Genomic DNA, 24,436 nt, shown 5'->3' with positions numbered 1-24,436 from the left:
AGAAAATATGAAAAAGGAAGTTGGAGTTTTACTGGCAGGAGGAGTTGGTCTTTTGGCAGTATTAAGTATCATCGGAATTAAAAAAATATTGCATAAAAAAGATAAAAGATACAGTGACGCTTATTCAGATTATCACAGACACTTTGATAAGAATCAGGAAGATGATTATCACGGTATAGAATTTTACGCACTGAAGTAGTAAAAATATATTCAAATCAGCGAATCCGGCACCAACAGGGCGCCGGATTTTTTTGTGGAAAACTTTAGTGTTAAAACTCATTATTATCTGAAATTTCCATTCTATTTTTACAAGATAATGCAGAATGAAAACATCATAAAAGGACAGGGCGCTCAGCGAAATGTGATCAATCGTTTCGACCGGTACACTTATGAGCCAGAAGATGAAGATTATGAATCTGTAAAAACCTCTTTCACCGAAGTTTTCCCGAAAACCATTGTTAATCAGGTAAAAAGTGAAGATCTGCCGATGGAATATTCTATGAATCCGTATCAGGGCTGTGAGCATGGCTGCTCATACTGTTTCGCAAGACCTACCCATGAATATTGGGGATACAGTGCCGGGATCGATTTTGAAAGAAAGATCATGGTAAAGAAAAATGCCCCGGAACTTCTTGAAAAGTTTTTTCAGAAAAGAGGCTATAAACCGGAGCCTATTCTTCTTTCCGGAAACACAGACTGTTACCAGCCGGCAGAAAGGCAGTTTGAAATTACAAGGAAGCTTCTGCAGGTGTGCCTGGATTACAGGCATCCGGTAAATGTTCTTACCAAAAACGCTTTTGTACTCCGAGATATCGATCTATTAAAACCAATGGCCGAACAGAATCTCGTGTCGGTTTCATTAAGCATTCCGACCATTAATGAAGAACTGCGGAGAACCATGGAACCCAGGACAAGTTCCGCCAAGAATAAACTGAAAGCCATAGAGATCCTATCAGAAAACAAAATTCCGGTGAATGTCATGGTGGCACCTATTATCCCCGGGCTGAACAGTGATGAGCCTTTAGCTATTTTAAAAGCCATTTCGGAAGCCGGCGCACAAAGCTTCGGCTACACGCTGGTACGGCTGAATGATACCGTAGAGCCTGTTTTTATAAACTGGATTGAAAATGCTTTTCCGGATCGTGCGCAGAAAGTTCTGAATTTAATCCGTTCCATGCGGGGAGGAAAACTTGGCGAGAAAAGATATTTCGACAGGCAGAAGGGAGAGGGAAATATTGCAGAAATGATTCACACCACTTTCAAAATCGGGAGAAAGAAGTTTTTCGAAGGAAAAGAATTTCCCAAACTATCGTCCAAAAACTTTACCGGCTCCAAAGATCAGCAGCTGAAGTTATTTGACTGATAAACAATGATAATATCAATTACAAAATTAAGGCTGTCTTACAATCCGTAAACAGCCTTTTCATTTATTTGCTTAAATCTTCCTTAAGTTTTTTCGCTCCTTCCTCAACCTTTCCGGCTCCTTTCGCAGCCGCTTCTTTTACATCTTTCCCGGCTTTCTGAAGGCTTTCCTTCGTTTTGTCTGCGGTGGCATCTATTTTATTCTTAGCGTCTTCTGCAACGTTGTCTATCTTTTCTCCGGCCGCGTCAATCCTGGCCTGCGTTTTTTCTTTTACCTCATCGACTTTGGCGGTATCAACACCTAATCCGCTTTCAGAGACGGTGGTCGTTGTGGTGGTGACAGTACCGTCCGGGTTTTCCACCTTCTCGGTTTTTGATGTTGATTTGGTGCAGGATACGACCAGTGCAGCAATCATTAATCCTGATAAAATGTTTTTTTTCATACGTATTGATAAATTTAAATGTTAAATACTATTCTGTTTTTGTTTCGGCAGCAGCAGAAGTCCCGGCCGCTTTTTCTTTTTTATCTTCTTCCTCTTTTTTCTTATTTTCTTTTTCCAGCTCTTCTTTAATCTTCTTCTCCTGTTCCTGAAGCTTCAGGGCCTCTTTTAAAGAATCCTGATATTTCTGCGAGGACATTTTGATTTTTTGTACCACGTCTACAGATGTTGCGCCGGCGGAAAATGAATCCACGGCCACAGTATCATAGCCTGCCTTCGGACTGTCTGCCGGGTACAGATCCTGCGGCTCTTTTTTTGAGCAGGAAACAGCCGACAATAGTGAAACAACAAGTATAAAAAACAAATTTTTCATGAGAACTAATTTAGCAGAAATTCCGCAATTACAGTTAATGATGAGATAATTTTACACGATCCTACTTACATCATTCTATAAAATTATTTCTCAAGCTTAAAAGTGGCCATCACCGGAAAGTGATCCGAAAGCTTTACCGAACGGTCTACCTTATAGCTGAGCGGCTTTATCGTTTTTGAAGAAAAAATATAATCTATCCGTATAGGGAATTTATAATCGTGAAAGCTTGTAGCACTTCCCTGTCCTGCTTCCACAAAAGCATCCTGTAAACCTTCTACCAGATGGTAATATTCGTATGAATTGGGAACCGAATTGAAATCTCCTGCCAGAATGACCGGATATGGGGAATTGTCAATGCTTTCCCGGATTGTGCTGATCTGTTCCTGGTGCATTTTAAATGTGGGGATCATTCTTTTAATAACGTTCTTCACTTTTTGCTCATCTTCGTCGCTGTTTCCATTCAGCTTTACCATAGATTTTTTAAACTTGAACGGCTGTAAATAAACATTAATAATCCGATAAATTTTCCCCCTTATCTCTAAGTCGGTTCTAATAACATAAGCATTGTTATAAGTATAATTGCTCTCGATAAGCTGCTTCTGCTCAATGATCTTATGCTTTGAAAAAAAAGTAACAACATAGCTTTGCGGTCCTTCGTGAAGCCCTTTGAATTTGTACTTTTCCCGGTCTCCGTATTCCTGAAGCAGAACAATATCAACATTCTGACTGTTAACATAAGATTCGATCTTCTTCATTCCATAGGACCCGCCTTTTGCATTGAGGGTAAGTATTTTCAGGTTGGCAGTTTCCTTTTTAGCAGGAACATAATTTATCCATCTGACGACAGGCTTAAAAAACAAAAGGCCGAAAAGAAGGAAGACAAAAGCCCTTTTTTTCCAGCTGATGATCCAGAAAATCGTAAGGACAAAATACACCGATATGAGTATTGGAAATCCCAGAGAAATAAAATTGAACCACGGAAAAGTCTTCGGCGGAACATAGGCATTTAAAAGCATCGCTGAGAGCAGGAAGAAGATTCCCAAATGAACGAAAAGAAGAATGAGGCGAAAGATTTTCACGGGAATTTAATTGAATCTATATAAATGTTTTTTCCAGTTTCTTGCGAGCAGCCACCCTACCAAAGCTCCTCCCACGTGGGCGAGATGGGCGATTCCTCCCACATTTCCGGTGACCCCTAGCCATACGGAGCCTACGACAATAATCGGCAATAAATATTTAACTTTCATTGGAATCGGAATAAACATGATCCCGATTTTTGCATCCGGATACAAAGTCGCAAATGCCGCCACGACCCCAAAAATAGCTCCGGAAGCTCCTACCATGGGTGATGTTAATGCCATATATAGATTATAAGCGTCTTCACTGTTGGCATATGGCTCCGGATTAAAATTAAATTTGCTGAGATCCGCTTTCATAAAAATATCTGTAACATTGATATTGGCATTTGTAAGCTCGGAAGTGAGCTGCTGTACCTCATAAAAATTCCAGAGATTAAATAAGAAAAATGCGCCCAATCCGCTCAGGAAATACAAAATCAGGTATCTTTTTTCTCCCAGCGCCTGTTCCAGAACCGGTCCGAAGCTCCACAACGTAAGCATATTGAAAAGAATATGGGCATACCCCCCATGCATGAACATATGTGTAATCACCTGCCATGATCTGAAATTCGGAGAGAATGGATAAAAAGCGGATAAAGAAGTGTAAAATTGAGGAAATAGAAAATTCACCGCAATAAATACAACCACATTCATAATGATAATATTTCTCGTAATCGGAGGGATACTGTTAAACATACTTAAAATTTATTTTTAAAATCATTAAACGGAACTTCAAAAAAGCATCTTTTCCCGTTCGGTAAAAATTCCGGGAAGCCTAATGCCGTAAAATCTCTGATCAATTGTTCCGCATCTTTTTTATAGATAAAATCAAATCTTGATTTAGACTGCATTTTATTCCACTGGTTCTGGTAAAAATGCATGAATTCTTCTTCCGTTTTGTACTCAAGAATGTCAAAAAGATTCTCCAGGAATTTCATGACCTGGGTTTCTTTTAAACCTTCCGGTACAGCATCAATCCTGAGGACGCTTTCATGGGCGATGCTCATTTCGAAACCCAGTTCGGGAAGGAATTTTTTGATCGATTTATATTTGTTCTTTTCAATCTCACTCATGTGGTATTCGAGTGAGAAAAGCAGTGAATGGCCATTTGCGGCCCCTTTCTTTACCGGTTTTGAATGTTCCGACACCACCAGCCGGTGCATTCTACCCAGATCCAGCATCAATGTCCTGTCTCCTTTGTTGAAAAGCCAGTAGCCGTTGGGAAGCCTCATCAGGTCTTCATCGAAATCTTCATCTTCAAACAGATTGATCTTCGAAGGCTCGGCTGAAATATTCTGATGGTACATTTCTGCAAGGTTCTGAATTTCGGCCTGCTTTACTCCTCTTTCCTCTAAAAACGGATTGTAATCTTTATCCACAATGATTTCAGGCATTTTTACAAATCCGCCGCCACCATTGCTTTTGCTGGGAAATGTTTTCTGCATGATCTCATCCAGATGCGGATCTCTTTCAAAATCAAGACTCGGCGCCACATTATAAATCCCAAGCGATCTTTTGATCGTTGAACGCAGCAAGGCAAAGATCAGATGCTCATCTTCAAATTTTACTTCGGTCTTCTGAGGATGGATATTCACATCGATTTTCTCAGGATCCAGCTCCAGAAAGAGGAAAAATGTAGGGATGTATCCGGGCAGAAGCAGTCCATCGAAAGCTTCCTGCACGGCTTTATTAAAATACGGACTTTTAAAATACCTTCCGTTTACGAAAAGGAACTGCTCGCCTCTTGTTTTTTTGGCCCCTTCAGGCTTGGCAACAAACCCGTGAAGCTTGCACCAGATGATATCTTCTTTAATGGGAATCAGCTGCGGCTGCAATTTTCTTCCGAAAATATCCACAATACGCTGCATCTGGCTTCCTTTTCTTAACCTGAAAACCGCTTCATCATCATGGAATAAAGAAAACTCAAGATTTTCATGCGCAAGGGCCACTCTCTGGAATTCATCGATCACATGCCGGAACTCAATATTATTATTTTTGAGAAACTTCCTTCTTGCAGGAACGTTGTAGAAAAGATTTTTCACTAAAAAATTAGATCCGTCTGCCGTCTGAACAGGATCCTGAAACTGAAATACTCCGCCTTCTATGTAAATATTGGTTCCGATCGTTGCATCTTTCTGCTTGGTTCTGAGCTCAACCTGAGAAACGGCAGCAATGGAAGCGAGGGCTTCTCCGCGAAAACCCTTTGTTGCAATTTTAAAAATATCTTCCGTACCGCGGATTTTAGAGGTGGCATGTCTTTCAAATGCCATTCTGGCGTCTGTTTCCGACATTCCTTTTCCGTCATCCACTACCTGGATCAGGTTTTTCCCGGCATCCCTTACAATCAGCTCAATCTTTGTCGCTTCGGCATCGATGGCATTTTCCAAAAGTTCTTTTACAATGGACGCGGGTCGCTGCACGACTTCTCCTGCCGCAATTTGATTGGCTACATGATCCGGTAAAAGCTGAATAATATCTGACATAAAAAAAGTAAATCAACTTACAAAAATAGGGATTCAGAATAAGAATTAAAACAATAAGGCTCTTAATTAAAATTTAATTATCAACATATTAACAGTGTAAACGAAAACGGATTTCATATCAGCCCGCCTTTCAAAAGCCTTTCCCTAAAGCACAATCCCCCAATTGCACGAGACAATTAGAGGATTGATTCACAGCTAGTTTACACAAAATTAATACTGATATTTATCTCTTTTAAATATAAGTCTTCTTAAAACGGGTGTTATTCTTCGAAAATAAGCTTTCGCTTCTTCTCTCTTTTTTGCTTCACTTCGGAAGACCCGTGAATTTTATCGTACAGGAAGGCCAGCAGCGTGGGCTTTTTATAAATTTTGCTGTATCTGTACTGGGTATTAAAATGCCTAAGATGAATTTTATAGGCGTCATATCCGATCACGGTCAATAAACAAAGACTGATCACATAGAAAACCCTGAATTCCAGATAGTAATAGGTAAGCCCTGAAAAGACCGCCCCACAGACATAGGCAAGCATGATGCTCATCAGCAGTTTTGCCCTTCCTACCAGCTCACCATTCTTCCTGAATTTTTTCTGCGTGAACATAGAGAACAGAATTCCCAGGTCGGTAGTCGTTCCTGTAAGGTGCGTTGTTTTAACGGAAAAGTTTGAGATACTCGCCGTAAGACCATTCTGGAGGCCTGTTGCAAAGAGCATGACCGCCACCAGGTATTGCGTTTCTTCAAGGCTTTTTCTGTAATAAAACTGACCGTAGATCCCTACAAACAAAAGACAGACGATTTCCAGGATCAACGGCATAGAGTGAGCAAAATATTTACTTTTTTTATTGAAATTGATCACAATAAAATTCGATACGAATCCTCCGAAAAAAAACAGGAAGATCCACAATCCCACAACCGCCACCTGAGACCAGTTTGCCTTGCTGATTTCTGCTGCCAGAATTGCATAATGGCCCGTCACGTTTGACGTAAATGAGAGGAATATCAACAGAGAAGCAATATTTATAGTACCCGCCGTAAAGGCAGTCAGCGTTCCCAGTCTTATGTTGTCTCCCAACGTCCTGCTGTTACTATAATTCCTTAGCATTTTCTTTTAATTTTAATGATTGATGATTACGCTTCTGCGAAGATTTCCGCCAGTCTTCCTTTTTCCGGAAGGCGTTCCTGGATCTCCACAGAAATTTCATGACTTTTAAGATCTTTACACTTTTTGATGTAAGGAATAAGATCAAACTTTCCTTCACCTTTACTTCTGATCGCCGGCGAATAATAAGCTTCTTCAATATTTTCAGCTTTCACATAGTTGTTAAATGTCCTTTGGAAGCTTCCTGTGAAAATATCGCATACGATTTTATGAATGAGGTGCGGATATTTATTTTTAATGATTCCATAAGCCTCACAAAATTCCTGAGGACGAAGCTTATTAAAAATCGTGCTTTTCGTATTAAACAGAAGATCTCTGATGGAGTCTCCCGTATCATATCCTGAAACCAAAAGAATATTATACTGATCCTGGTCTTCCGAAGCCTCTTTTTCCCGCATCACTTTTTTAAGGATGTTGAGGGATTCAAGAGAATAATCCGTGGCTATTAAAATCGTTCTGGTCATATTTTTAAGATTTAGGTTCGTATTTTATCTTTTTCGATGATACAAAACTAAAACGACCAGATTAAAAGCTCTTTGGAATGGAATTAAAATGTGATTAAAGAGATTAAAATCGCATTAGAATAATAATTAAAAAAAAAAGAAATACAAAAAAGCTGTAACAAAAACAGGAGTCCGTAAACTAATACTTATATAAACATCCAAAAACAATGAAAAAGCTATTTTCTATATTTTTTATCGCTCTGTTTGCTTTTGCAAGCGCCCAGAACAATGATTCCAAAGAAACTGCCAACCGTTTTTTTTATGAACTTACTTTTAAACCTAAGAAAGATTCTGCCAAGCTTGAAAAAGTGCTTACCGCACTTGACATCGTGAAAGACAGATCCGTTTACAGAGACTATACGGTAATCGGACAGGATTCCATAATTAAAGTACAGATTGAGGCCATGCAGAAATCAGGGGTCTTCAAGGATTTATCCAAAAGCATCAGAATGCCTAAGTTTTCAGAAAAAATCGTAAAGCATTATCCTGACATGAAAGTACAGTACATCGAAAGAATTGCAAGCGGTTTTACCCCAATGAGCATTGCTTACAACGAAAACATCAAATTTGACTGGAAGATTTCCAACGAAAAAGAAAAAATAGGCCCTTACAATACCCAGAAGGCAACCGCAGATTTCGGAGGCAGAAAATGGACGGCCTGGTTTACGACAGACCTTCCTTTTCAGGACGGACCTTATAAATTTTCAGGACTTCCCGGGCTTATCGTAAAAATTGAAGATGACGGAAAAAATTATTCATGGGTGCTTCAGGGAAATAAAAAGGTTCAGAACTGGGAAGAACTCTCCTACAGCGAAAAAATTTCCGGGATGGGCTTAAAAGTGACGGAAATGCCAAGAGAGAAATTCGAGAAAACGTTCAACGATTTCAAAAAAGACCCTTTTGCAACAGCAAGACCAATGATGACGCAGGAAATCATGTCTAAAACAATTCCGGGAATGGACGGAACCATAGGAGACATGATGAAGAAGCAGGAAAAAATGTACAAAGACTTCTTTAATGCCAACAATAACCCGATCGAGGAACCTTACGAAAAAGTGAAAGTAGGAAAGGTTGAAAAAGTAGGAAGAGCAGATTAATAACATTCATACTTCATTATATTGGATCAACCCAAATGCAAAATTGTATTTGGGTTGATTTCTTTCATACCAACATGTTATTTAGATTAAATTTAAATAGCGTATATTTGCATACAAAATTTTGGCTTTGAAAGAGATGGGTTTGCATAAATTAAGTGAATTTCCTAAAAATAAAATGGGAAAGATTTTAGGGTATGATAACGACAGCCTTAAAATGCCTAATAAAATCATTGAAATGGGTCTCCTTCCGGAAACCTTATTCAGGATTCTGTACCAGGCGCCTTTCAAAGGTCCGATGTATGTAGAATTCGGACAGGAAAAAAGCCGTATTGCCCTTCGCGAAGAGGAAGGCAACTTTATTATTGTTGAAGAATTGAATTGATGCAGGGAAATCAGAAAAAACAGGTCCTTTTAGTCGGAAATCCTAATGTCGGGAAATCAACGGTATTCAATGCGCTTTGCAACAAAAAGCAGAAAACCGGAAATTATGCAGGAGTGACCGTAGCCAGCCATTCCGGATATTACACGTATAAGAATGAAGAGATAGAAGTGGTAGACCTTCCGGGATCATACAGCATTTACCCGAGTTCGGAGGACGAAGCCATTTTTTCAAAATTCGTGATGGATAATCAGAAAGATTATGCCGGGGTTATTTACATTCTTGAAGCATTAAGTTTAAAGAGAGGCTTGCTTTTATTTCAGCAGATCCAGGACCTTGGAATCCCGATGATCCTGGTGGTCAACCAGATCGACCAGGCCGAAAGAAGAGGAATTTCCATAGATATTCAGAAATTTTCGGATGTTTTAGGGATAAAAATCATCCAGACCAACGCTAAAGAACAGATCGGTATTGAGGATATCAAGGAAGCCGTTTTACACAATGATTTTTCGAAAACAGCCTTCCCCTCTTTTGAAACACCTGTAGAACATAAAGATTTTATTCAAAAAGTCGTTGCCCATAAAGAAATCGACAATGAATACAAAGCCTGGCTCAGCCTTTCATTGGGAACAGATCTGGAAAAAATCAGCTCTGTCGTAGAGCAGCTCAATGAGCCGGATTCAAAAAGCCTCGTTCCGAAAAGATTACAGGTGCAGGAAACCGTAAGAAGATATCAGAATATTGACAAAATATTATCAGATGTCATTTCTAAAAAACCTCAGTTTAAAGAACTTTTAACCGAAAAATTAGATAAAATACTGGTTCACAAGTTCTGGGGTTATGTCGTTTTTATGATGATCTTGCTGGTTATTTTTCAAAGTGTTTTCTTCCTGGCAGAATACCCGATGAACTGGATCGACGATTTCTTTGCCTGGCTTTCCACTTTTACGGGAGAGCATTTGCCGGAAGGCCCTTTAAATTCACTGATTTCCAACGGAATCATTCCGGGAATCGGGGGAATCGTAATCTTTGCACCACAGATCGGGATTTTATTATACTTCCTCTATCTGCTTGAAGATTCGGGATATATGGCAAGGGTTGTTTTCCTGATGGACAGGATTCTGCGCCCTTTCGGACTGAACGGAAAAAGTATTGTCCCTCTTGTTTCCGGTACAGCTTGCGCAATTCCGGCCGTTATTTCAACGAGAAATATTGAGAATCTGAAGGAAAGATTATTAACGATTCTGGTAACCCCTTTTATGACATGCTCTGCAAGGCTTCCCGTGTACAGCATCATTATCGGGCTGATCATTTCAGACGGAACATTTTTAGGGATAAAATATAAAGCCCTGGTTTTAATGGGTATGTATTTATTAGGCTTTGTTGTCGCTTTATTTTCAGCTGCAATTCTTAATAAATTCATTAAAAATAAAGGTAAAACTTATCTTGTGATGGATCTTCCCACCTATAAAAAACCGCTTTTCGGATACGATTTTAAAATGGTTTTAGGAAAAGTCTGGGATTTCATTACCGGAGCAGGGAAAATTATCTTCATCGTAAGCATTATCATCTGGTTTTTGAGTTATTTCGGCCCGAAACAAAAGCCCGATCAGTTTGTTGCCTCAAATGTTGAGCTTGATCATTCATACCTCGCCAAAATGGGCAAAGGAATAGAGCCGGTCATTGCTCCTCTCGGCTACGACTGGAAAATGGGTGTCGGGATCCTGACCAGCTTTGTTGCAAGGGAAGTTTTCGTGGGAACGATGTCTACTTTGTACAGCCTTGAAGATGATGCCCCGGAAGTGAAAGTAATTGATAAAATGAGAAGAGATGTGAAGCCTGACGGTGAAAAGGTTTTCAGTTTTGCGACCGGCATTTCCGTTCTTCTGTTTTATGCGTTTGCAATGCAGTGCGTATCTACACTCGCAGTAGTCTACAGAGAAACCAAAAGCTGGAAATGGACCGCTTTTCAGGTTGCGATGATGACCGGTTTGGCATATTTTGTGTCGATGTTTGCTTATCAAATATTAAAATAATGGATTCTTCCTTAATTTTGCAATACATTATTGTTCTTCTGATTGTGGCATTTGCCTGCTATTCTTTGTTCAGGATACTGAGAAAAAACTTTGCCCCAAAGAAATTCAGCTCTAAGAGAACAAACTGCGACAAGGATTGCGGTTGTTCATAAAAAAATAATGTTCTTGTGGAAAACTAACCTTCCTAACGATTAAGTTTTTACTTATTTTTGTAAAAATACATAAGAACAAATGAAAAAAGAATTGATCGAAGAGCTATTTTCAAAATTCGAAAAAGCCTCACATTTGTATAATAACATAGAATGCTGGAGCGCAAGAGATTTACAGGAAATCCTTAACTACACAAAATGGGATAATTTTCTGAAGGTTATTGAAAAAGCAAAAAAGGCTTGTAAAAACGCAGGTGAAGATGTTAAAAACCATTTTGCTGATATCGGGAAAATGGTCTTGCTGGGAAGCGGTTCTGAAAGAGAGATTTCTGATATTGCTTTAACAAGATATGGATGCTATTTAATTGCACAGAACGGAGATTCTTCAAAATCTGAAATTGCTTTTGCACAAACTTATTTTGCCGTCCAGACGAGAAGACAGGAAATTATTGAAAAAAGATTGTTGGATGTTGAGAGAGTAACGGCAAGAGAAAAACTATCAAAAACAGAAAAGAAACTTTCAGGAATTATTTACGAAAGAGGTGTTGATGAAAAAAGCTTTTCTATAATAAGGCTTTGTTCGGCGGTTTTACGACAAATGACATGAAAAAAAGAATGGGAGTTCCCCAGACGCGTCCGCTAGCTGATTTTCTTCCGACATTAACGATAAAAGCCAAAGATTTTGCTACCGAACTGACCAGCCATAATGTTGTTGAAAAAGATCTGAACGGAGATTCTCAGATTACCAATGAACATATAGAAAATAATCTGGCCGTAAGAAAAATATTAGGAGAAAGAGGTATAAAGCCAGAAAAACTTCCTGCATTGGAAGACATTAAAAAAGTACAGCGGAAACTGGAAGGAGACCAAAAGAAAATTCTAAAACAAACTAAGAAAAAATAAATGTCACTAATAAAAAGTATTTCAGGAATCCGTGGAACTATCGGAGGAAAAGTAAATGATAATCTTACGCCTTTGGATGTGGTGAAATTTACTTCCGCATTCGGAACATGGCTTCAGAATAACAACAATAAAAAGGACCTTACCCTCGTTATCGGTAGAGATGCGAGAATTTCCGGGCAGATGGTTTCCTCTCTGGTGACCGCCACCCTGCAGGGTTTAGGAATAAATGTCATTGATCTCGGTCTTTCAACCACTCCGACCGTGGAAATCATGGTTCCGGAACTGAAAGCCGACGGAGGAATTATCCTGACGGCTTCCCATAACCCAAAACAGTGGAACGCCCTGAAATTATTGAATAACAAAGGCGAATTCATCACCGGGGAAAACGGAGCCGAAGTTTTAGCCCTTGCAGAAAGTGAAGATTTTACCTTCGCCGAAGTGGACGACCTGGGACAATATCAGACAAGAGACGATGCTTTTGATATTCATATCCAGCAGATTCTGGATCTTCCGATGGTAGACGCTGAAGCGATTAAAGCTAAAAAGTTTAAAGTTGTTTTAGATGCGGTTAACTCTACCGGGGGCATTGCCATTCCGATGCTGCTTGATAAACTGGGTTGTGAAACAGTAAAACTATATTGTGACCCGACGGGACATTTCCCTCACAATCCTGAACCGCTGAAGGAACATTTAGGAGACATTTGTGAACTGGTAAAAAAAGAAGGAGCAGATTTTGGAATCGTAGTGGATCCTGATGTGGACAGACTGGCGCTCATCGACGAAAAAGGTGAAATGTTCGGGGAAGAATATACGCTGGTTGCCGTAGCAGATTATTTATTAAAAAATAAAAACGGGGTTGCCATTTCCAACCTTTCTTCAAGCCGCGCACTGAGAGATGTCGCCAGAAATCACAATTCTGAATATTTTGCCAGCGCAGTAGGAGAAGTAAATGTGGTGACGTTAATGAAAGAGAAAAATGCAGTAATCGGAGGCGAAGGAAACGGAGGAATTATTTATCCGGACCTTCACTACGGAAGAGATTCTTTAGTGGGTGTTGCTTTGTTTTTAACACACCTTGCGAAAGAAAACAAAACGGTTTCTGAACTCAGAGCCGGGTACCCAAGCTATTTTATGGGTAAAAAGAAAATAGAGCTGACTCCCGATATTAATGTGGATGATCTTTTAACCAAAATGGAAAAAGAGTATCAAAATGAAGAGGTATCTACGGTAGACGGCGTAAAAATAGATTTTGAAAACAATTGGGTTCATTTAAGAAAATCGAACACGGAACCCATCATCAGAATTTATACAGAGGCTAAATCTCAGGAAGAAGCCGACCGGTTAGGTGATGAAATGATAGCTAAAATCAATAGTTTGATTTAATAAAAGTTAACAACCTTTTCATCATTTTAATCGTATTTATTGTTAAATTTAAAACTAAGATTTTCAGAAGCGAGTATTTGTACATCTCATATCTCTGGTCTTAAATCTTAAAACTGTTTTATATTGGAAGAATATTTTGGAAATGAACTTGTAAAAAAGTTCGAGGAAATGATGGAAAATAATGATGAGTTCTACTTTGATACAGAAGAGTTGGAAGACATCATTGTTTATTACCTGGAGCTGGGAGATTTTAATTACGCAGATTCTGCTGTAAATTATGGTCTCAAGCTTCACCCGAACTCCTTGGATATCAAGATTAAAAAGCTTGAAATCCTTTTGGAATGGGAAGATTATAATACCGCAAAAGAGCTGATTGACGAGCTGAAAGGTTCTTCGATGGAAAATACCGACTTTTTGGTCTGCTATGCAAAGTATTATTCGAATCTGGGAAATCCGAGAAGATCGATTGACATTTGTAAGAAAGCATTAGAACTGAAAGAAGAAGAAAATTTTCTTCACAACTTTATTGCTGATGAATATGTGAATCTTGGAGATCCTTTTAACGCCCTTAAACACTATAGAAAAGCCCTTAAGGAAGACCCAACCGACGATTATGCGCTGGAAAACTGTATGGTCTGCTTTTCAGATTTAAATAAGAGCGATGAGGCTATTGCCTTTTTGAATGAATATCTGGACGAATATGCCTATTCGGAAATCGCATGGTTCGAATACGGACAGTTTTATTTTAACAGAAAAAATTATGACGAAGCCATAAAAGGCTATGATTATTTACTCGCCATCAATTCAAGTTCCGTAGGCGTTTATGCCAATAAGGCAGCCTGCTATGAAGCGTTGGGAGATTATAAAAAAGCCATTTCTGTCTATGAAGAAATGCTCGAACTGGAATACACGAAAGCATTTACCTTCTACAAGATCGGACTTTGTTATAAGGCTTTAAAACAACCGATTGTCTCCTTAAATGCTTTTCAGAAATCATTAAGAGAAGATCCCCAGTTTTATCTGGCCATGATGGAGCAATCGTATATTTACGAAGAAATGGGCGGGATGACCGAAGCGTTACATTTTGCCAAAGAAGCCACTCACCTGAATGAAAATAATCTTGATTACCAGAAAAGACTGGCATTCCTGTTCATAGATTCAGGGAAATTCGAGGAAAGCCTTGCCTGCCTTAAAAAGCTGGTGGATGCGGAACCTTCAAGATTCTATAACTGGTATGCGTATTCAGAAGTTCTGATGCTGCTGGGTGAATATGAAGAAGCTATTGTGGTTTTAGATAAAGCTTTAAAATCGCATCACAGAGCCGAATTGTATTATCAGCTGAGCAACTGCTATTTTAACCTGAAAGACCAGGAAAAAGGCAAAGAAACCCTGATGAATGCACTGGAGCTCGACCCCACTCTTGTTTCGGATATGCAGAAAAAATATCCTTTTATCAAAGACGAGGTGAAAAAAGCAAAAGTGAAAACCAAAAAGAAAAATTCGGAAGGATAATCATTTGAATTAAATAATATCATTGGATCATATAATCCCGCATCTTTTTGCGGGATTTATTTTTTTACGATACCTGCTTTATTTCTTAGGAAAATAAGTCCTCCGATAATAATTCCGGCCCCGGCAAATTGCAGGACAGACAGTTGCTCTCCGTCGAGAATGCCCCAGACAATGGCAACAAGAGGCATGAGGAGCGTTACGGTGGAAGCAAATAAGGGAGAAGAGACCTTCAGGAGGCGATAATTCATCATCATGGCAAGCCCTGTCCCGAAAACGGAAAGCAGGCTTACAAACATCAGCCCGGTAAGATGGTCTCCGTCAAAGCTAAAACTTGAAAAGAAACCGCTACACGCAAGTGCGACCAGTGAAGGAAGGAACAGCACAAATGAAAATACGAAAGCGGATAAGACGGTAGAAGAAACATCCATTAATTTAGATTTTACAGTAGTTGTACTTATGGCATAGCATAAAGTGGCCAGCAATAAAAGCAAAATGGGAATCAGCTTAAATGCACCACTTTCCCCTTCACCGCCGAAAGCCAGCAGGCAAACACCCGTAAAACTTATCAAAGTTCCCGTAATCTGCCGTCTGGTCGTCTCAAACTTCCATATCAATGCGCCGACAATGATGACAAAAATCGGCATCATAGAATTTACAATTCCCGCAATACTGCTGCTGACCTCCGTTTCCGCAATCGGGAACAGGAACATTGGAATAAAATTCCCGGTAAAAGCAGCCAGCAATAGCCACTTCAGGTGTTTTTTAGGAAAAAGCTTATATTTTGAAACCGCAATAGGCATCAGGATTATTCCCGCAATAAGAACCCTTAATGCGCCAACCTGATACGGGCTGAAATGGTCGAGTGATTTTTTGATTAAAATAAAAGAAGATCCCCAGATCATGCTCAGGAAGATCAGAAGAATCCATTTTTCTCTATCGGTGTTCATTATTTTTATGTAAAATTTTCAAAAACTCCCGTTTTGGGATCATGCGCGCCCCGAGACTTTCCAGGTGGTCGGTATGAGACTGGCAGTCGATCAGTTCAAGTTGATGCTTATGCGATTCCACAAAATGTATGAATCCGGCTTTTGAAGCATTGCTTACTTTAGCAAACATGCTTTCCCCACAAAAAACATTGCCGATCTGGAGACCGTAAAAACCGCCCACCAATTCTTCATTTTGCCAGACTTCGATACTTTTTGCCAAGCCATATTCATGAAGCTGGATAAAAGATTCCATCAGCTCATCAGAAAGCCAGGTTCCCGACTGTCCCCTTCTGGTGATTTCCTGACAGTTCTTTATAACCTCCCTGAAATTCGTGTTTTCAGAGAATGTAAAAGTTTCCTGTTTCAGGATTTTCTTCATTGATTTTGAAATTTTTATCTCGCCGGGAAATAAAACGAACCGGGGATCCGGGCACCACCACAGAATTTCTTCACCCGGATTATACCAGGGAAAAATCCCGTTCTGATAGGCAAACCATATTCTTTCTACCGAAAGGTCTCCTCCAAAGGCAATAATTCCTTCGTGTCCGTCGTACAGCTGCGGATCGGGAAAAGAAATCTCATTTTCGTTTAGTCGAATCATTTTTAGGAAAAAAAATCCCACTTAATAAAGCAGGATCTGTATTTCAATAATAATTTTTTAATTAAAATGGCAAATCATCGTCATCATCTCCGGCGAAAGGATTTTCATTGGAGACTGAAGATGCAGACTGTGAAGGCGCCGCCTGAGTAGGTTCTGAAGCATTGTCAGCAACTTTCTCTACCCTCCAACCTGTAATAGAATTGAAGTACTTCGTTTCACCCTGGGGAGAAACCCATTCTCTTCCTCTGATATTGATTCCTACCTTTACATTTTCGCCTTCTTTCAGATTATCCAATAAACTGATTTTATCAGACAAAAATTCTATGTTTATCGGCTGCGGATATTGCTCCTGCGTCAATATAACCATTTCTCTTTTTTGGAAACCGCTCGCAAATGTCTGAGCATCAAAAAGTTTCTTTACCGTTCCTTGTAATTCCATATCATATTAATTAACGATGTAAAAGTAATAAATTGAAATGTAATAAAGGGGGTCGAAAATAAAAAATGTAAAAATTTTAAATTTTTTGCAGGAAAAGTTTGTAGGTAAAGGAAATTATTCTATCTTTGCACCACTGAAAACGAGAGAAGCTCCTTAAAATACAGTAAAAAACAAAACAACGCGGATGTGGTGTAATTGGTAGCCACGCCAGACTTAGGATCTGGTGCCGAGAGGCGTGGGGGTTCGAGTCCCTTCATCCGCACAGTTTGCGAAAATAGCTCAGCTGGTAGAGCACAACCTTGCCAAGGTTGGGGTCGCGGGTTCGAATCCCGTTTTTCGCTCCACGCCTGCCCTGGTGGTGGAACTGGTAGACACGCAGGACTTAAAATCCTGTGCCTCTTTTGGCGTGCGGGTTCAAGTCCCGCCTGGGGTACTAAACGGGAGCTGGTTTCTTAAACCAGCTCCCGTTTCTTTTTGTGCCTATACCTGGTATATCAAATCTCATTCTTACCGAACCTTAATCATTCATTCAATATTTTTTAAGTCTTCATTAAAAATATTTGCTTAAAACCAAAAACATAAATACATTTGTAGCTACACAAACGATACAAATGAAGAAAAAAAGAATTCCTTTTCTGTCAAATATTGATCCTAAAATTTATCTGAGCTTCGGCATTATCTTTATCCTGAGTCTTACTTTTTTGCTCTACCAGTATTTCCGTCATGTAGACTGCGAAAACGCCAACTTTTATATCCATGCGGAAGAATATCTTGTCAACAAAGTCGTAGAATTTCATGACAATACCAAAGCCGCAACCTCCTGGGAGTGGGATTTTGGTGACGGCAGCGAAACCGACCGGAGACAGCGCACCATCCATTATTACAAAAAACCCGGAGAATACATCGTGAAGCTGAAGATCAACGGAAACTGTATTCATGAAAAACCGGTTACCATCACCAGCATCAGCCAGCAAACCGGCTACCTTCCTGTCATTATTGCGCCGGATGTGGCGGCAGTGGGAGAAACCGTCTATTTCAATGCACAAAAAAAAGGCGGAGAATCCTGGGAGTGGAGTTTCGGGGAAACCGGCGGTACGGACGCACTGGATCAGTCTGCCGTTTACCGTTTCAAATCGACCGGAGACAAAAAGATTACACTCATTGTGAATGGTGATGTAGAACACACAGCCATAAAAACAATTTATGTTGCTCCTAAAACCATTAAAGCCAAGCAAAAGACCGATATCAAATCGTACGAATTTGAAAAGCCTCATTCTTCTTTTTCTTTAGCGCATGGAGAGGCACAAAAAGATCCGTTGGTAGATATGCTGCAGTATATTCCGGTTTCGCCTGCATCAAAATCGAAAAACGACTCTGCGATTTCCGAGAAAAAAGCTCCCGAAATATCGAATGAACAGTTTCAGATCCTTCTTAATCAGGTTGCCGCACAATCTAAAACGAAAGATGACTTCAGGGAGTTTCTTTGTGACAACTATGATCTTCCCGTGATCGTTAATGATAAAACATTAATTTCTTTTGATGTGTTTTGCCGGAAAATTGCCGGAAAAAAAATAAGGATTACCGCCCTGCGATTGACTAAAGATTCCAGAAACTGCATTCAGAACATTAATATCCATTATCAGGTTAAAAAATGGCTGATATGGATGGAGGAATAAATTCCAATACATTAATTTTTTTTCATTCTTCAAACCGTAATAATCCCTGAATATTTTTGCCGGAAATATATTTAAATTTCAATTATGCCTGCTAAAGTCTCTTACATAATCAAATATTAAAATTGTATTATATTTAATAAAACCCTAATTAAAATAATTTTTCAGTAATTTATTTAAACTTTAAGAGCTAAAATTTAATAATTTAACAATAAAATAAATATATTTGCTAAATTAAGGCCAGGAAATAACAAGGAGTCTTAAGGATATCAAAAACGAATACCATTAAAAAACACAAGATGAAAAAAGGTAAATTTCAAATGATCCTTTATTCGCTCTACGCTTTTACCGTCATTTCTTGTGGCGGTGAAAAGTATATTCGGGAAATTCCCTATCAATATTCTTCGTCAGAATTTTCGAAAGCACTTCAAAAGCATAAAGAGTCTGTCGATTCTCATTATTCAACCGTGAACGATAATGCTCAGGGGCTAAATGACGACACCCTGAAAATCAAAGAAAAATACTCTATCATCATGGAAGTAAGGCCTGATGAAGTCGGGAATTACAAACTGTACTCGTTCATTGACGAATGGCTGGGAACCCCTTACAAAAAACAGTCTTTCGAAAAACAGAAAGCCATTGACGGATCGTATTTCGTACAGGCGCTCTTCAGTGAAGTGTATGGGGAGACCTTTCCCAAAACAGCCGATGGGATTTTTCGTTCGAAGACACTCCAGTTGTTTACAGGACGTACATTTTTAAAAGAAGGGGATATTATCTTTTTCAGGTACGACAAGTTTCATCCTATTTCGGATGTGGCCGTGTATCTTCATAATGACCGCATTCTCGCCTGTACAGTGAAAGGCCTTAATATCTATGATTTTAATGATGAATATTTTCAGTTGCGCTACGTGGCTGCAGGAAGACTAAAAGAAAAGAAATAATGTCATTTTATCTGAAAACACATATCGTAGAAAAAGGCGAAACAATAGAAGACATTCTTTCGCGATACAGCATCCCCAGTGTGGAGATGCTAAGGTATTTTCATCATAAAAATGCCCCGAAAGGCAGCGGTTCTCTCGGTTTGACACTTTCGCCCGGCCAGGAGATTCTGATTCCCGGAAAAGAGGATATTGATAAAATCATGTCAGAAAGAAAAACCGCCACAGCGGAATTTTCATATTCAGAGAGAATCCTCAATCAGGATCTGAAATTCCCTTTTGTTAGCGGAAACCATCGGTATAAGGTAAGTCTGCAGGAAGAAGACTGCGATGATGTCGATTCTTTTTTCTTAGATATCAATCATTTAAAAAAAGAAAACGGACTCCATCATCTGACGATCCGACAAAGTGAAATACTGAAAAACGAAAATAAAGATCCCGATTGCGTAGAACTGCTTGCTTTGGAAATAAATGAAAGTGTTTATCCTTTAAAGATAGCCATCAATGAAAAAGGAATTATTCAAAAGATAAATGAAATGTTCATTCTCCGTAAAAAGTGGAATGATAAGAAATCAGATTTATATGAATTCTTCCCGGGGGAGCTAGGAAAGAAAATGCTAAATCCTATTGAAGAAGATTTATCTGACCCTGAAAATCTCGCCTATAAATTTAATCTAAGTGTTCCGTGGGGATTGCTGTTCCGGGGATTTATCGGAAAATATGAGTCTGGAATGTGCGAAAAAAAAATAAATCTTATGGATTTAGACATTGATTTTTCAGTCATCAATACGGTTGAAAAGAAATCTTTAGGCGTTGATCGGTTTTTTGAGATCAGACAAAAGATTTTTGATGAGAATAATTCAGGAAAAATAAAGGCAGATGGCGTGTATACATTGGATACAAAGTCCAATATGGTGTTTCAGGCAAAAATAGAATTATACGATATGCCCGAACATCTGCATCTTAAAATGATAAAAACGTAATGACATGCAACAAAAATATTTAGTCTGCCAGGGAGCTGTCTGCAAATGTAATTACGGCACAATTACCGATACCCTAAAAGTACTTACCCAAAATAAGCACTATATCAATGACAGCGAAGGAAAAACCAAACTTACGGCAACGCATAAAGATCTCGGGAAGACCTTTGAGAAAAATTCATTCGGCAATTGTGCCAGGATGAACAATAACCCCTGCCAGGCCACAGTAACTGAATGGAGCGGCTACTACGAAAACATTACCCTGGAGTATAACGGCGGCGGGAAAGCCTTGCTGGAAGACAGTAAAGCGACCTGCCCTGTGGGTGGAAAAGACTGTATAACTATTATAAAACATGGCCAAACCATAGAGATAACCAGGCAGAATCTCAAAAATACAAGCGCAGCAAAAATTCACATTATGAATCCTTTGCTGGATATCGATGGATTACTGGACGAGCTGGACGAGCAGGAACTGGATGCTTATTAAAAATGAACTGAAATGTCAAAAAAAGGCGTATCGAAAGTGTCGGGAAACACCGCACCTCTTATAGGAGAAAAACAAATATACCACATCGCCGAATGGTATGCGGATACCCCTGCCCGTGACCGGATTGAGGCCGATGTAACCTGGGAACTTTTCAAAAAAAGAAAGAACGGAACATTTACCTCAACCCATATAAAGAAAAAGGGCACGGGTGAATTTACGTTTGGAGAAACCGCCCGGAAGCATACCTACAGACTGGAAGCCTATCTGTACAAGCCTGAAGGAGGCGGACTTATCATTAAACCACAACCCAGTAAGGTTCCTAAAATAAACAAAGTAGAACTATGTTATGTAGACGACACGAAAGGCAGCACCTTCAGTTTCATGGAAAAGCTGAGAGCTAAAGCATATTGCGTAAACCTCACCGGAGAAGAACTCATATTTACCCTTTGGGAAGATGACGCAAAAGGGTCCGGACATCACCCGGAAAATAGGCCTATAGAAGTCTCCTCCCCTAAAAAAGTGGGTAAGAACGGGGTTGCCACTGCGGAGTTCATGCTTACGAAAGCGCTGATGCAAAAAGCAATGAAAGGCGAGACAGATATAAGACAGATCGAGTTTTATGTAACCGCAGAGTATTATAAAACAAAGAAACACGCCTCGGAAAATATAGACATCAATAATCCTTTTCCCGAGAAGAAAAAGCGTCAAAACACCCAACATCCAAAGCACAATACCCCGACAAAAGCCAAAGGGTCTCCGGCTGAGCAAAAACCCAAATCGAAAAAAGAGGAAAAGGGATTTCTCGACACCGCATTGGAAATGGTAGGGGAACTCTGGGATTTTTCGGAAAGCAAAGGCACCGCCACTAAAGACAAAAAGCCAACACCACAAAAACCTACAGGGAATAAGCCGGTGGTGGTGGATTTACCTTCTGAAAAAAAACATGAAGCAAGCTGTATTTGTAAAGAAAAATATACAAGCCTCATTTGGGGAGGAAAAGTAAGTTGTGAATTTCGAAAAAAAATTATAGAAATTGCAAAAAGACAAAATATTGATGCAAACAATCTAATGGCAGCAATAGCACATGAGACTGGAGGCACATTTGATCCGACATGCGGCACATTTAAAAAACATAAAGATGAGTCCAGAGAAGGATACGTTGGATTAATACAAATTGGAAAGGATGCAGCCAAAAGCATTGGTACAACAAGAACGAAACTTCTAACAATGGGACAGATAAAGCAACTTGATTATGTTGAAAAATATTTAAGCCTTTCAATGTTAAAAGGAAAACTTAATACATTAACTGATTTCTATTTAGCCATACTCTTTCCTGTAGATTGCGGAAAAGGAAATCAACCTAATTATATTGTTTTTGATAATAGTCTCGAACTTTCATATAAAAATGGAAAATTAGTCAAAAATTTAAATTACTGGAGGAATGTAAGTTATTCTGCAAATCCCGCTTTTCACAAAGAAGGAGAAAAAGAAGAAGGAAAAACTTACATATGGGAAATTGCAGAAAATATAAAAATATGGTACAAGGAAGGAGAAAAAAATCGTATTAAAAATTTTAAATGTGATGAAGAGATTAAAACAGTTGCCAGCACATTTGCGGACAAAGGAGCATGGAATATTGTTATTTCCGAAAAGTATACTGGTAGTAAATGTACTCATATAGAAAAAACTCCTGTAAGAAACAATTGCCGGAGAGGAAAAATAAATGTATTCGATCATAATAATAAGCTTGTCCTGACAATAAATGATTGTTTGTTAGAAGGTGTAAAAGGCGAAGAAGGAACAGGGTCCACAGAACTGTTTGAATGGATGACCAACTCCTTCGAGAGAAAAGACGGGAAAATTGTTTTCTATAAAAGAGACAGCGAAGCTACATTGAAAGAGCTCAAATTCACGGAAGCTTATCTTGTGAAACACAAAGAAAAGTTCGAATCCGTTGGTGAAAATCCGCTCACCGAGTCTTTTACCATTTCTTCCAGAAAAATTGAGATGGGCAACGGTGCCTATGAAAACGAATGGGTATAAACTTAGCATAAACCGATAGCCAAATTCCCTTCATTTAAGTATAATCTCTTTTATTTTCTTTAAATCAAATTATTATGTCTTTTTTATCAAAATTAGAATTAGACGGCACCCTTTATACTATCCTTGAATGCAAATACAGGTTCACCCAACCTGTAGATGGGACCGGTAAACCCAAAGGAATACCGAAAGGCGGAGAAATCCTGATCCGTATTGAAAGCACGGGCAACCCGGAACTTCTAAACTGGATGCTTGACCATAATCAGGTAAAAAACGGCAAGATCATATTCTACCGCCGGGATGCCATGAGCAAACTTCAGGAGTTAATTTTTGAGAAGGCATATTGTATTGAATTTTCCGAACATTTCAACGCTGCCAATGCGGAACCTCTGCAGATTGAGATGCATTTGGTTGCCAAAAAATTTGACCTCAACGGCGCAGTTCATCAGAAAATGTGGCGGGAATAAAACCCAACTGTTGAAATCAGGACTTCATCATCAGTAAATATTAAAAAATATGGAAAATCAGGACTTTGATTTGGAGACAAGTAGTGGTAGGTCACGTTCATTTGAAGATTGGCTTCGTGATCCTGTCAATCCACTGGTCTACTGTCTCCTCACGCTTGACGGAAAAGATTTTCTCACCAGTAACGGCTATTCGGTAGAGCTGGTTCAGAAAACAAATGATCATGACTCTTTTACCATTACCGTTCCCGACGATGCGATAGTCAGGAATGGTCAGTAAACACATCTGTTATTAGTAAAGAGATAAAAGGTTTGCAGCCTGTAATTCTATTTAGTTGTATGAATATATATGCGTATGGTTTTCAGGATATTGATTACTTCTCTGATACAAAAGAAATAATATCCCTCAAACATGGTTTATAATTAATGCTCGAACAAAAAACATAGATTATTATGAAAAGGAGTATGAATTTAAGGCAGAATTAAAAAGACTCAATCTTCCGGAAAAGTTTTTAAATCCGGACGAAGTGTATGAACAATTTAAACAAGATCCTGTTTTAGATTGGTTTCCTGAAGATGTTAAAAAACAATTGAACCAAGTAAAGTCTGGTCTTAAGGATAAATGATCGTTGCATCCAATACATGATGGATAGATTCAATCACAAATTGAAGAGATGCGGAAAAAACTTGATTTAAAAAATACAAAGGAAGTAGCGGGGTTTAATATAAAAGTATCTGATCATAATATGTTGAATCAGTTAAGAAGCAAGTATATTCATTGGAATTCAAAATTTGGAGATGGGGTTGGTGCTTATGAACCAAACTACAAAATTGTAGGTAAGACCATTGTTCGATTTCGTAAAATAGAACCTCATTCATGAAGACTTTAACATTTTACTATTAGTCATTCTATTATCCTGTAAACCTGAA

24 protein-coding genes, 3 tRNA genes and 2 pseudogenes are annotated in these 24,436 nt (G+C 39.0%); 19 read left to right on the top strand and 10 right to left on the bottom strand.

Features of this window, described 5'->3' with window-relative positions:
• The first annotated feature begins 7 nt into the window (after positions 1-7).
• Together AC0N32_RS02010 and AC0N32_RS02005 are read left to right on the top strand one after the other, a co-directional pair.
• Positions 8-199: a hypothetical protein gene (locus AC0N32_RS02010; protein WP_476392207.1), complete on the top strand. Its 192-nt coding sequence runs from the start codon at positions 8-10 to the stop codon at positions 197-199.
• Positions 200-316: 117 nt separating this feature from the next.
• Positions 317-1,363 carry a PA0069 family radical SAM protein gene (locus tag AC0N32_RS02005; RefSeq protein ID WP_476392206.1) on the top strand — a complete coding sequence of 349 codons (1,047 nt, stop codon included), beginning with the start codon at positions 317-319 and terminating at the stop codon, positions 1,361-1,363.
• Between the two features lie 64 nt (positions 1,364-1,427).
• Here AC0N32_RS02005 and AC0N32_RS02000 read toward each other — a convergent pair whose 3' ends face one another.
• The 7 genes from AC0N32_RS02000 to AC0N32_RS01970 all read right to left on the bottom strand — a co-directional run bounded on the left by AC0N32_RS02000 (position 1,428) and on the right by AC0N32_RS01970 (position 7,397).
• Positions 1,428-1,805 (bottom strand): hypothetical protein, encoded by a 378-nt coding sequence (locus tag AC0N32_RS02000; RefSeq protein WP_476392205.1) that lies wholly within the window; start codon positions 1,803-1,805, stop codon positions 1,428-1,430.
• Positions 1,806-1,833: 28 nt separating this feature from the next.
• Positions 1,834-2,175, bottom strand: a complete 342-nt coding sequence (locus tag AC0N32_RS01995; RefSeq protein WP_476392204.1) for a hypothetical protein — start codon at positions 2,173-2,175, stop codon at positions 1,834-1,836.
• Positions 2,176-2,258: 83 nt separating this feature from the next.
• Positions 2,259-3,254, bottom strand: a complete 996-nt coding sequence (locus AC0N32_RS01990; protein WP_476392203.1) for an endonuclease/exonuclease/phosphatase family protein — start codon at positions 3,252-3,254, stop codon at positions 2,259-2,261.
• A gap of 6 nt (positions 3,255-3,260) precedes the next feature.
• Positions 3,261-3,989, bottom strand: coding sequence for a rhomboid family intramembrane serine protease (locus tag AC0N32_RS01985; RefSeq protein ID WP_476392202.1), 729 nt, complete (start codon positions 3,987-3,989; stop codon positions 3,261-3,263).
• A gap of 2 nt (positions 3,990-3,991) precedes the next feature.
• Positions 3,992-5,776 (bottom strand): DNA mismatch repair endonuclease MutL, encoded by a 1,785-nt coding sequence (gene mutL / locus AC0N32_RS01980; RefSeq protein ID WP_476392201.1) that lies wholly within the window; start codon positions 5,774-5,776, stop codon positions 3,992-3,994.
• 260 nt (positions 5,777-6,036) lie between these two features.
• Positions 6,037-6,876: a YoaK family protein gene (locus tag AC0N32_RS01975; RefSeq protein ID WP_476392200.1), complete on the bottom strand. Its 840-nt coding sequence runs from the start codon at positions 6,874-6,876 to the stop codon at positions 6,037-6,039.
• Between the two features lie 26 nt (positions 6,877-6,902).
• Entirely contained in the window at positions 6,903-7,397 is a 495-nt protein-coding gene (locus tag AC0N32_RS01970; RefSeq protein WP_476392199.1) for a hypothetical protein, read from the bottom strand.
• 206 nt (positions 7,398-7,603) lie between these two features.
• Here AC0N32_RS01970 and AC0N32_RS01965 point away from each other — a divergent pair, with 206 nt between their 5' ends.
• The 6 genes and pseudogenes from AC0N32_RS01965 to AC0N32_RS01940 all read left to right on the top strand — a co-directional run bounded on the left by AC0N32_RS01965 (position 7,604) and on the right by AC0N32_RS01940 (position 14,895).
• Positions 7,604-8,533, top strand: coding sequence for a GLPGLI family protein (locus AC0N32_RS01965; protein WP_476392198.1), 930 nt, complete (start codon positions 7,604-7,606; stop codon positions 8,531-8,533).
• Between the two features lie 136 nt (positions 8,534-8,669).
• Entirely contained in the window at positions 8,670-8,915 is a 246-nt protein-coding gene (locus AC0N32_RS01960; RefSeq protein ID WP_476392197.1) for a FeoA family protein, read from the top strand.
• Entirely contained in the window at positions 8,915-10,948 is a 2,034-nt protein-coding gene (feoB, locus tag AC0N32_RS01955; RefSeq protein ID WP_476392196.1) for a ferrous iron transport protein B, read from the top strand. Before AC0N32_RS01960 ends, feoB begins: the two co-directional genes overlap by 1 nt.
• Positions 10,949-11,179: 231 nt before the next feature.
• Positions 11,180-12,000: pseudogene (gene dinD, locus AC0N32_RS01950) on the top strand (DNA damage-inducible protein D).
• Positions 12,001-13,383, top strand: a complete 1,383-nt coding sequence (glmM, locus tag AC0N32_RS01945; protein WP_476392195.1) for a phosphoglucosamine mutase — start codon at positions 12,001-12,003, stop codon at positions 13,381-13,383.
• Between the two features lie 123 nt (positions 13,384-13,506).
• Positions 13,507-14,895 (top strand): tetratricopeptide repeat protein, encoded by a 1,389-nt coding sequence (locus tag AC0N32_RS01940; RefSeq protein WP_476392194.1) that lies wholly within the window; start codon positions 13,507-13,509, stop codon positions 14,893-14,895.
• A 56-nt stretch (positions 14,896-14,951) separates the two neighbouring features.
• Here the strand turns inward: AC0N32_RS01940 and AC0N32_RS01935 are convergent, their stop codons facing one another.
• The 3 genes from AC0N32_RS01935 to AC0N32_RS01925 form a co-directional block, all read right to left on the bottom strand.
• Positions 14,952-15,842, bottom strand: coding sequence for a DMT family transporter (locus AC0N32_RS01935; protein WP_476392193.1), 891 nt, complete (start codon positions 15,840-15,842; stop codon positions 14,952-14,954).
• The gene (gene aat / locus AC0N32_RS01930) at positions 15,829-16,482 is read right to left on the bottom strand and encodes a leucyl/phenylalanyl-tRNA--protein transferase (protein ID WP_476392192.1); all 654 of its coding nucleotides are present in this window, start codon (positions 16,480-16,482) and stop codon (positions 15,829-15,831) included. The genes AC0N32_RS01935 and aat overlap by 14 nt, the downstream gene beginning before the upstream one ends.
• A 61-nt stretch (positions 16,483-16,543) precedes the next feature.
• The gene (locus AC0N32_RS01925; protein ID WP_476392191.1) at positions 16,544-16,921 is read right to left on the bottom strand and encodes a DUF3127 domain-containing protein; all 378 of its coding nucleotides are present in this window, start codon (positions 16,919-16,921) and stop codon (positions 16,544-16,546) included.
• 180 nt (positions 16,922-17,101) lie between these two features.
• On the opposite strand from AC0N32_RS01925, the gene AC0N32_RS01920 reads away from it, so the two are divergent.
• From AC0N32_RS01920 to AC0N32_RS01870, 11 genes and pseudogenes are all read left to right on the top strand, one after another.
• Positions 17,102-17,183, top strand: a tRNA-Leu gene (locus AC0N32_RS01920).
• Between the two features lie 6 nt (positions 17,184-17,189).
• A tRNA-Gly gene (locus AC0N32_RS01915) sits at positions 17,190-17,265 on the top strand.
• A 5-nt stretch (positions 17,266-17,270) separates the two neighbouring features.
• Positions 17,271-17,354 (top strand) — tRNA-Leu (locus tag AC0N32_RS01910).
• 178 nt (positions 17,355-17,532) lie between these two features.
• Positions 17,533-18,597, top strand: a complete 1,065-nt coding sequence (locus AC0N32_RS01905; RefSeq protein WP_476392190.1) for a PKD domain-containing protein — start codon at positions 17,533-17,535, stop codon at positions 18,595-18,597.
• A 296-nt stretch (positions 18,598-18,893) separates the two neighbouring features.
• Entirely contained in the window at positions 18,894-19,538 is a 645-nt protein-coding gene (locus AC0N32_RS01900; protein WP_476392189.1) for a C40 family peptidase, read from the top strand.
• Positions 19,538-20,518 carry a hypothetical protein gene (locus AC0N32_RS01895; RefSeq protein WP_476392188.1) on the top strand — a complete coding sequence of 327 codons (981 nt, stop codon included), beginning with the start codon at positions 19,538-19,540 and terminating at the stop codon, positions 20,516-20,518. Before AC0N32_RS01900 ends, AC0N32_RS01895 begins: the two co-directional genes overlap by 1 nt.
• A gap of 4 nt (positions 20,519-20,522) precedes the next feature.
• Positions 20,523-21,002: a DUF4280 domain-containing protein gene (locus AC0N32_RS01890; protein ID WP_476392187.1), complete on the top strand. Its 480-nt coding sequence runs from the start codon at positions 20,523-20,525 to the stop codon at positions 21,000-21,002.
• Positions 21,003-22,796: 1,794 nt separating this feature from the next.
• Positions 22,797-23,045: pseudogene (tssD, locus tag AC0N32_RS01885) on the top strand (type VI secretion system tube protein TssD); the annotation flags it as partial.
• A gap of 74 nt (positions 23,046-23,119) precedes the next feature.
• On the top strand, positions 23,120-23,509 hold the full coding sequence (tssD, locus tag AC0N32_RS01880; protein WP_476392186.1) for a type VI secretion system tube protein TssD: 390 nt from the start codon (positions 23,120-23,122) through the stop codon (positions 23,507-23,509).
• A gap of 49 nt (positions 23,510-23,558) precedes the next feature.
• Positions 23,559-23,786, top strand: coding sequence for a hypothetical protein (locus AC0N32_RS01875; RefSeq protein ID WP_476392185.1), 228 nt, complete (start codon positions 23,559-23,561; stop codon positions 23,784-23,786).
• Positions 23,787-24,180: 394 nt separating this feature from the next.
• Complete coding sequence (locus tag AC0N32_RS01870) at positions 24,181-24,387, top strand: hypothetical protein (protein ID WP_476392184.1); 207 nt, start codon at positions 24,181-24,183, stop codon at positions 24,385-24,387.
• Positions 24,388-24,436 lie beyond the last annotated feature (49 nt).

Source organism: Chryseobacterium endophyticum (assembly GCF_056333165.1).
This window is presented reverse-complemented; position numbering and strand designations above follow the sequence as displayed.

Excerpts from the sequence above, each read along its gene's own strand:
- AC0N32_RS01960 (WP_476392197.1), top strand. The coding sequence starts at position 8,670 with ATGGGTTTGCATAAATTAAGTGAATTTCCTAAAAATAAAATGGGAAAG.
- AC0N32_RS01900 (WP_476392189.1), top strand. The coding sequence starts at position 18,894 with ATGAAAAAAGGTAAATTTCAAATGATCCTTTATTCGCTCTACGCTTTT.
- AC0N32_RS01870 (WP_476392184.1), top strand. The coding sequence starts at position 24,181 with ATGCGGAAAAAACTTGATTTAAAAAATACAAAGGAAGTAGCGGGGTTT.
- feoB (WP_476392196.1), top strand. The coding sequence starts at position 8,915 with ATGCAGGGAAATCAGAAAAAACAGGTCCTTTTAGTCGGAAATCCTAAT.
- AC0N32_RS02005 (WP_476392206.1), top strand. The coding sequence starts at position 317 with ATGCAGAATGAAAACATCATAAAAGGACAGGGCGCTCAGCGAAATGTG.
- AC0N32_RS01995 (WP_476392204.1), bottom strand. The coding sequence starts at position 2,175 with ATGAAAAATTTGTTTTTTATACTTGTTGTTTCACTATTGTCGGCTGTT.
- AC0N32_RS02000 (WP_476392205.1), bottom strand. The coding sequence starts at position 1,805 with ATGAAAAAAAACATTTTATCAGGATTAATGATTGCTGCACTGGTCGTA.
- tssD (WP_476392186.1), top strand. The coding sequence starts at position 23,120 with ATGTCTTTTTTATCAAAATTAGAATTAGACGGCACCCTTTATACTATC.
- mutL (WP_476392201.1), bottom strand. The coding sequence starts at position 5,776 with ATGTCAGATATTATTCAGCTTTTACCGGATCATGTAGCCAATCAAATT.
- AC0N32_RS01905 (WP_476392190.1), top strand. The coding sequence starts at position 17,533 with ATGAAGAAAAAAAGAATTCCTTTTCTGTCAAATATTGATCCTAAAATT.
- AC0N32_RS01890 (WP_476392187.1), top strand. The coding sequence starts at position 20,523 with ATGCAACAAAAATATTTAGTCTGCCAGGGAGCTGTCTGCAAATGTAAT.
- AC0N32_RS01895 (WP_476392188.1), top strand. The coding sequence starts at position 19,538 with ATGTCATTTTATCTGAAAACACATATCGTAGAAAAAGGCGAAACAATA.
- AC0N32_RS01875 (WP_476392185.1), top strand. The coding sequence starts at position 23,559 with ATGGAAAATCAGGACTTTGATTTGGAGACAAGTAGTGGTAGGTCACGT.
- AC0N32_RS01925 (WP_476392191.1), bottom strand. The coding sequence starts at position 16,921 with ATGGAATTACAAGGAACGGTAAAGAAACTTTTTGATGCTCAGACATTT.
- AC0N32_RS01970 (WP_476392199.1), bottom strand. The coding sequence starts at position 7,397 with ATGACCAGAACGATTTTAATAGCCACGGATTATTCTCTTGAATCCCTC.
- AC0N32_RS02010 (WP_476392207.1), top strand. The coding sequence starts at position 8 with ATGAAAAAGGAAGTTGGAGTTTTACTGGCAGGAGGAGTTGGTCTTTTG.
- aat (WP_476392192.1), bottom strand. The coding sequence starts at position 16,482 with ATGATTCGACTAAACGAAAATGAGATTTCTTTTCCCGATCCGCAGCTG.
- AC0N32_RS01965 (WP_476392198.1), top strand. The coding sequence starts at position 7,604 with ATGAAAAAGCTATTTTCTATATTTTTTATCGCTCTGTTTGCTTTTGCA.
- glmM (WP_476392195.1), top strand. The coding sequence starts at position 12,001 with ATGTCACTAATAAAAAGTATTTCAGGAATCCGTGGAACTATCGGAGGA.
- AC0N32_RS01975 (WP_476392200.1), bottom strand. The coding sequence starts at position 6,876 with ATGCTAAGGAATTATAGTAACAGCAGGACGTTGGGAGACAACATAAGA.
- AC0N32_RS01985 (WP_476392202.1), bottom strand. The coding sequence starts at position 3,989 with ATGTTTAACAGTATCCCTCCGATTACGAGAAATATTATCATTATGAAT.
- AC0N32_RS01935 (WP_476392193.1), bottom strand. The coding sequence starts at position 15,842 with ATGAACACCGATAGAGAAAAATGGATTCTTCTGATCTTCCTGAGCATG.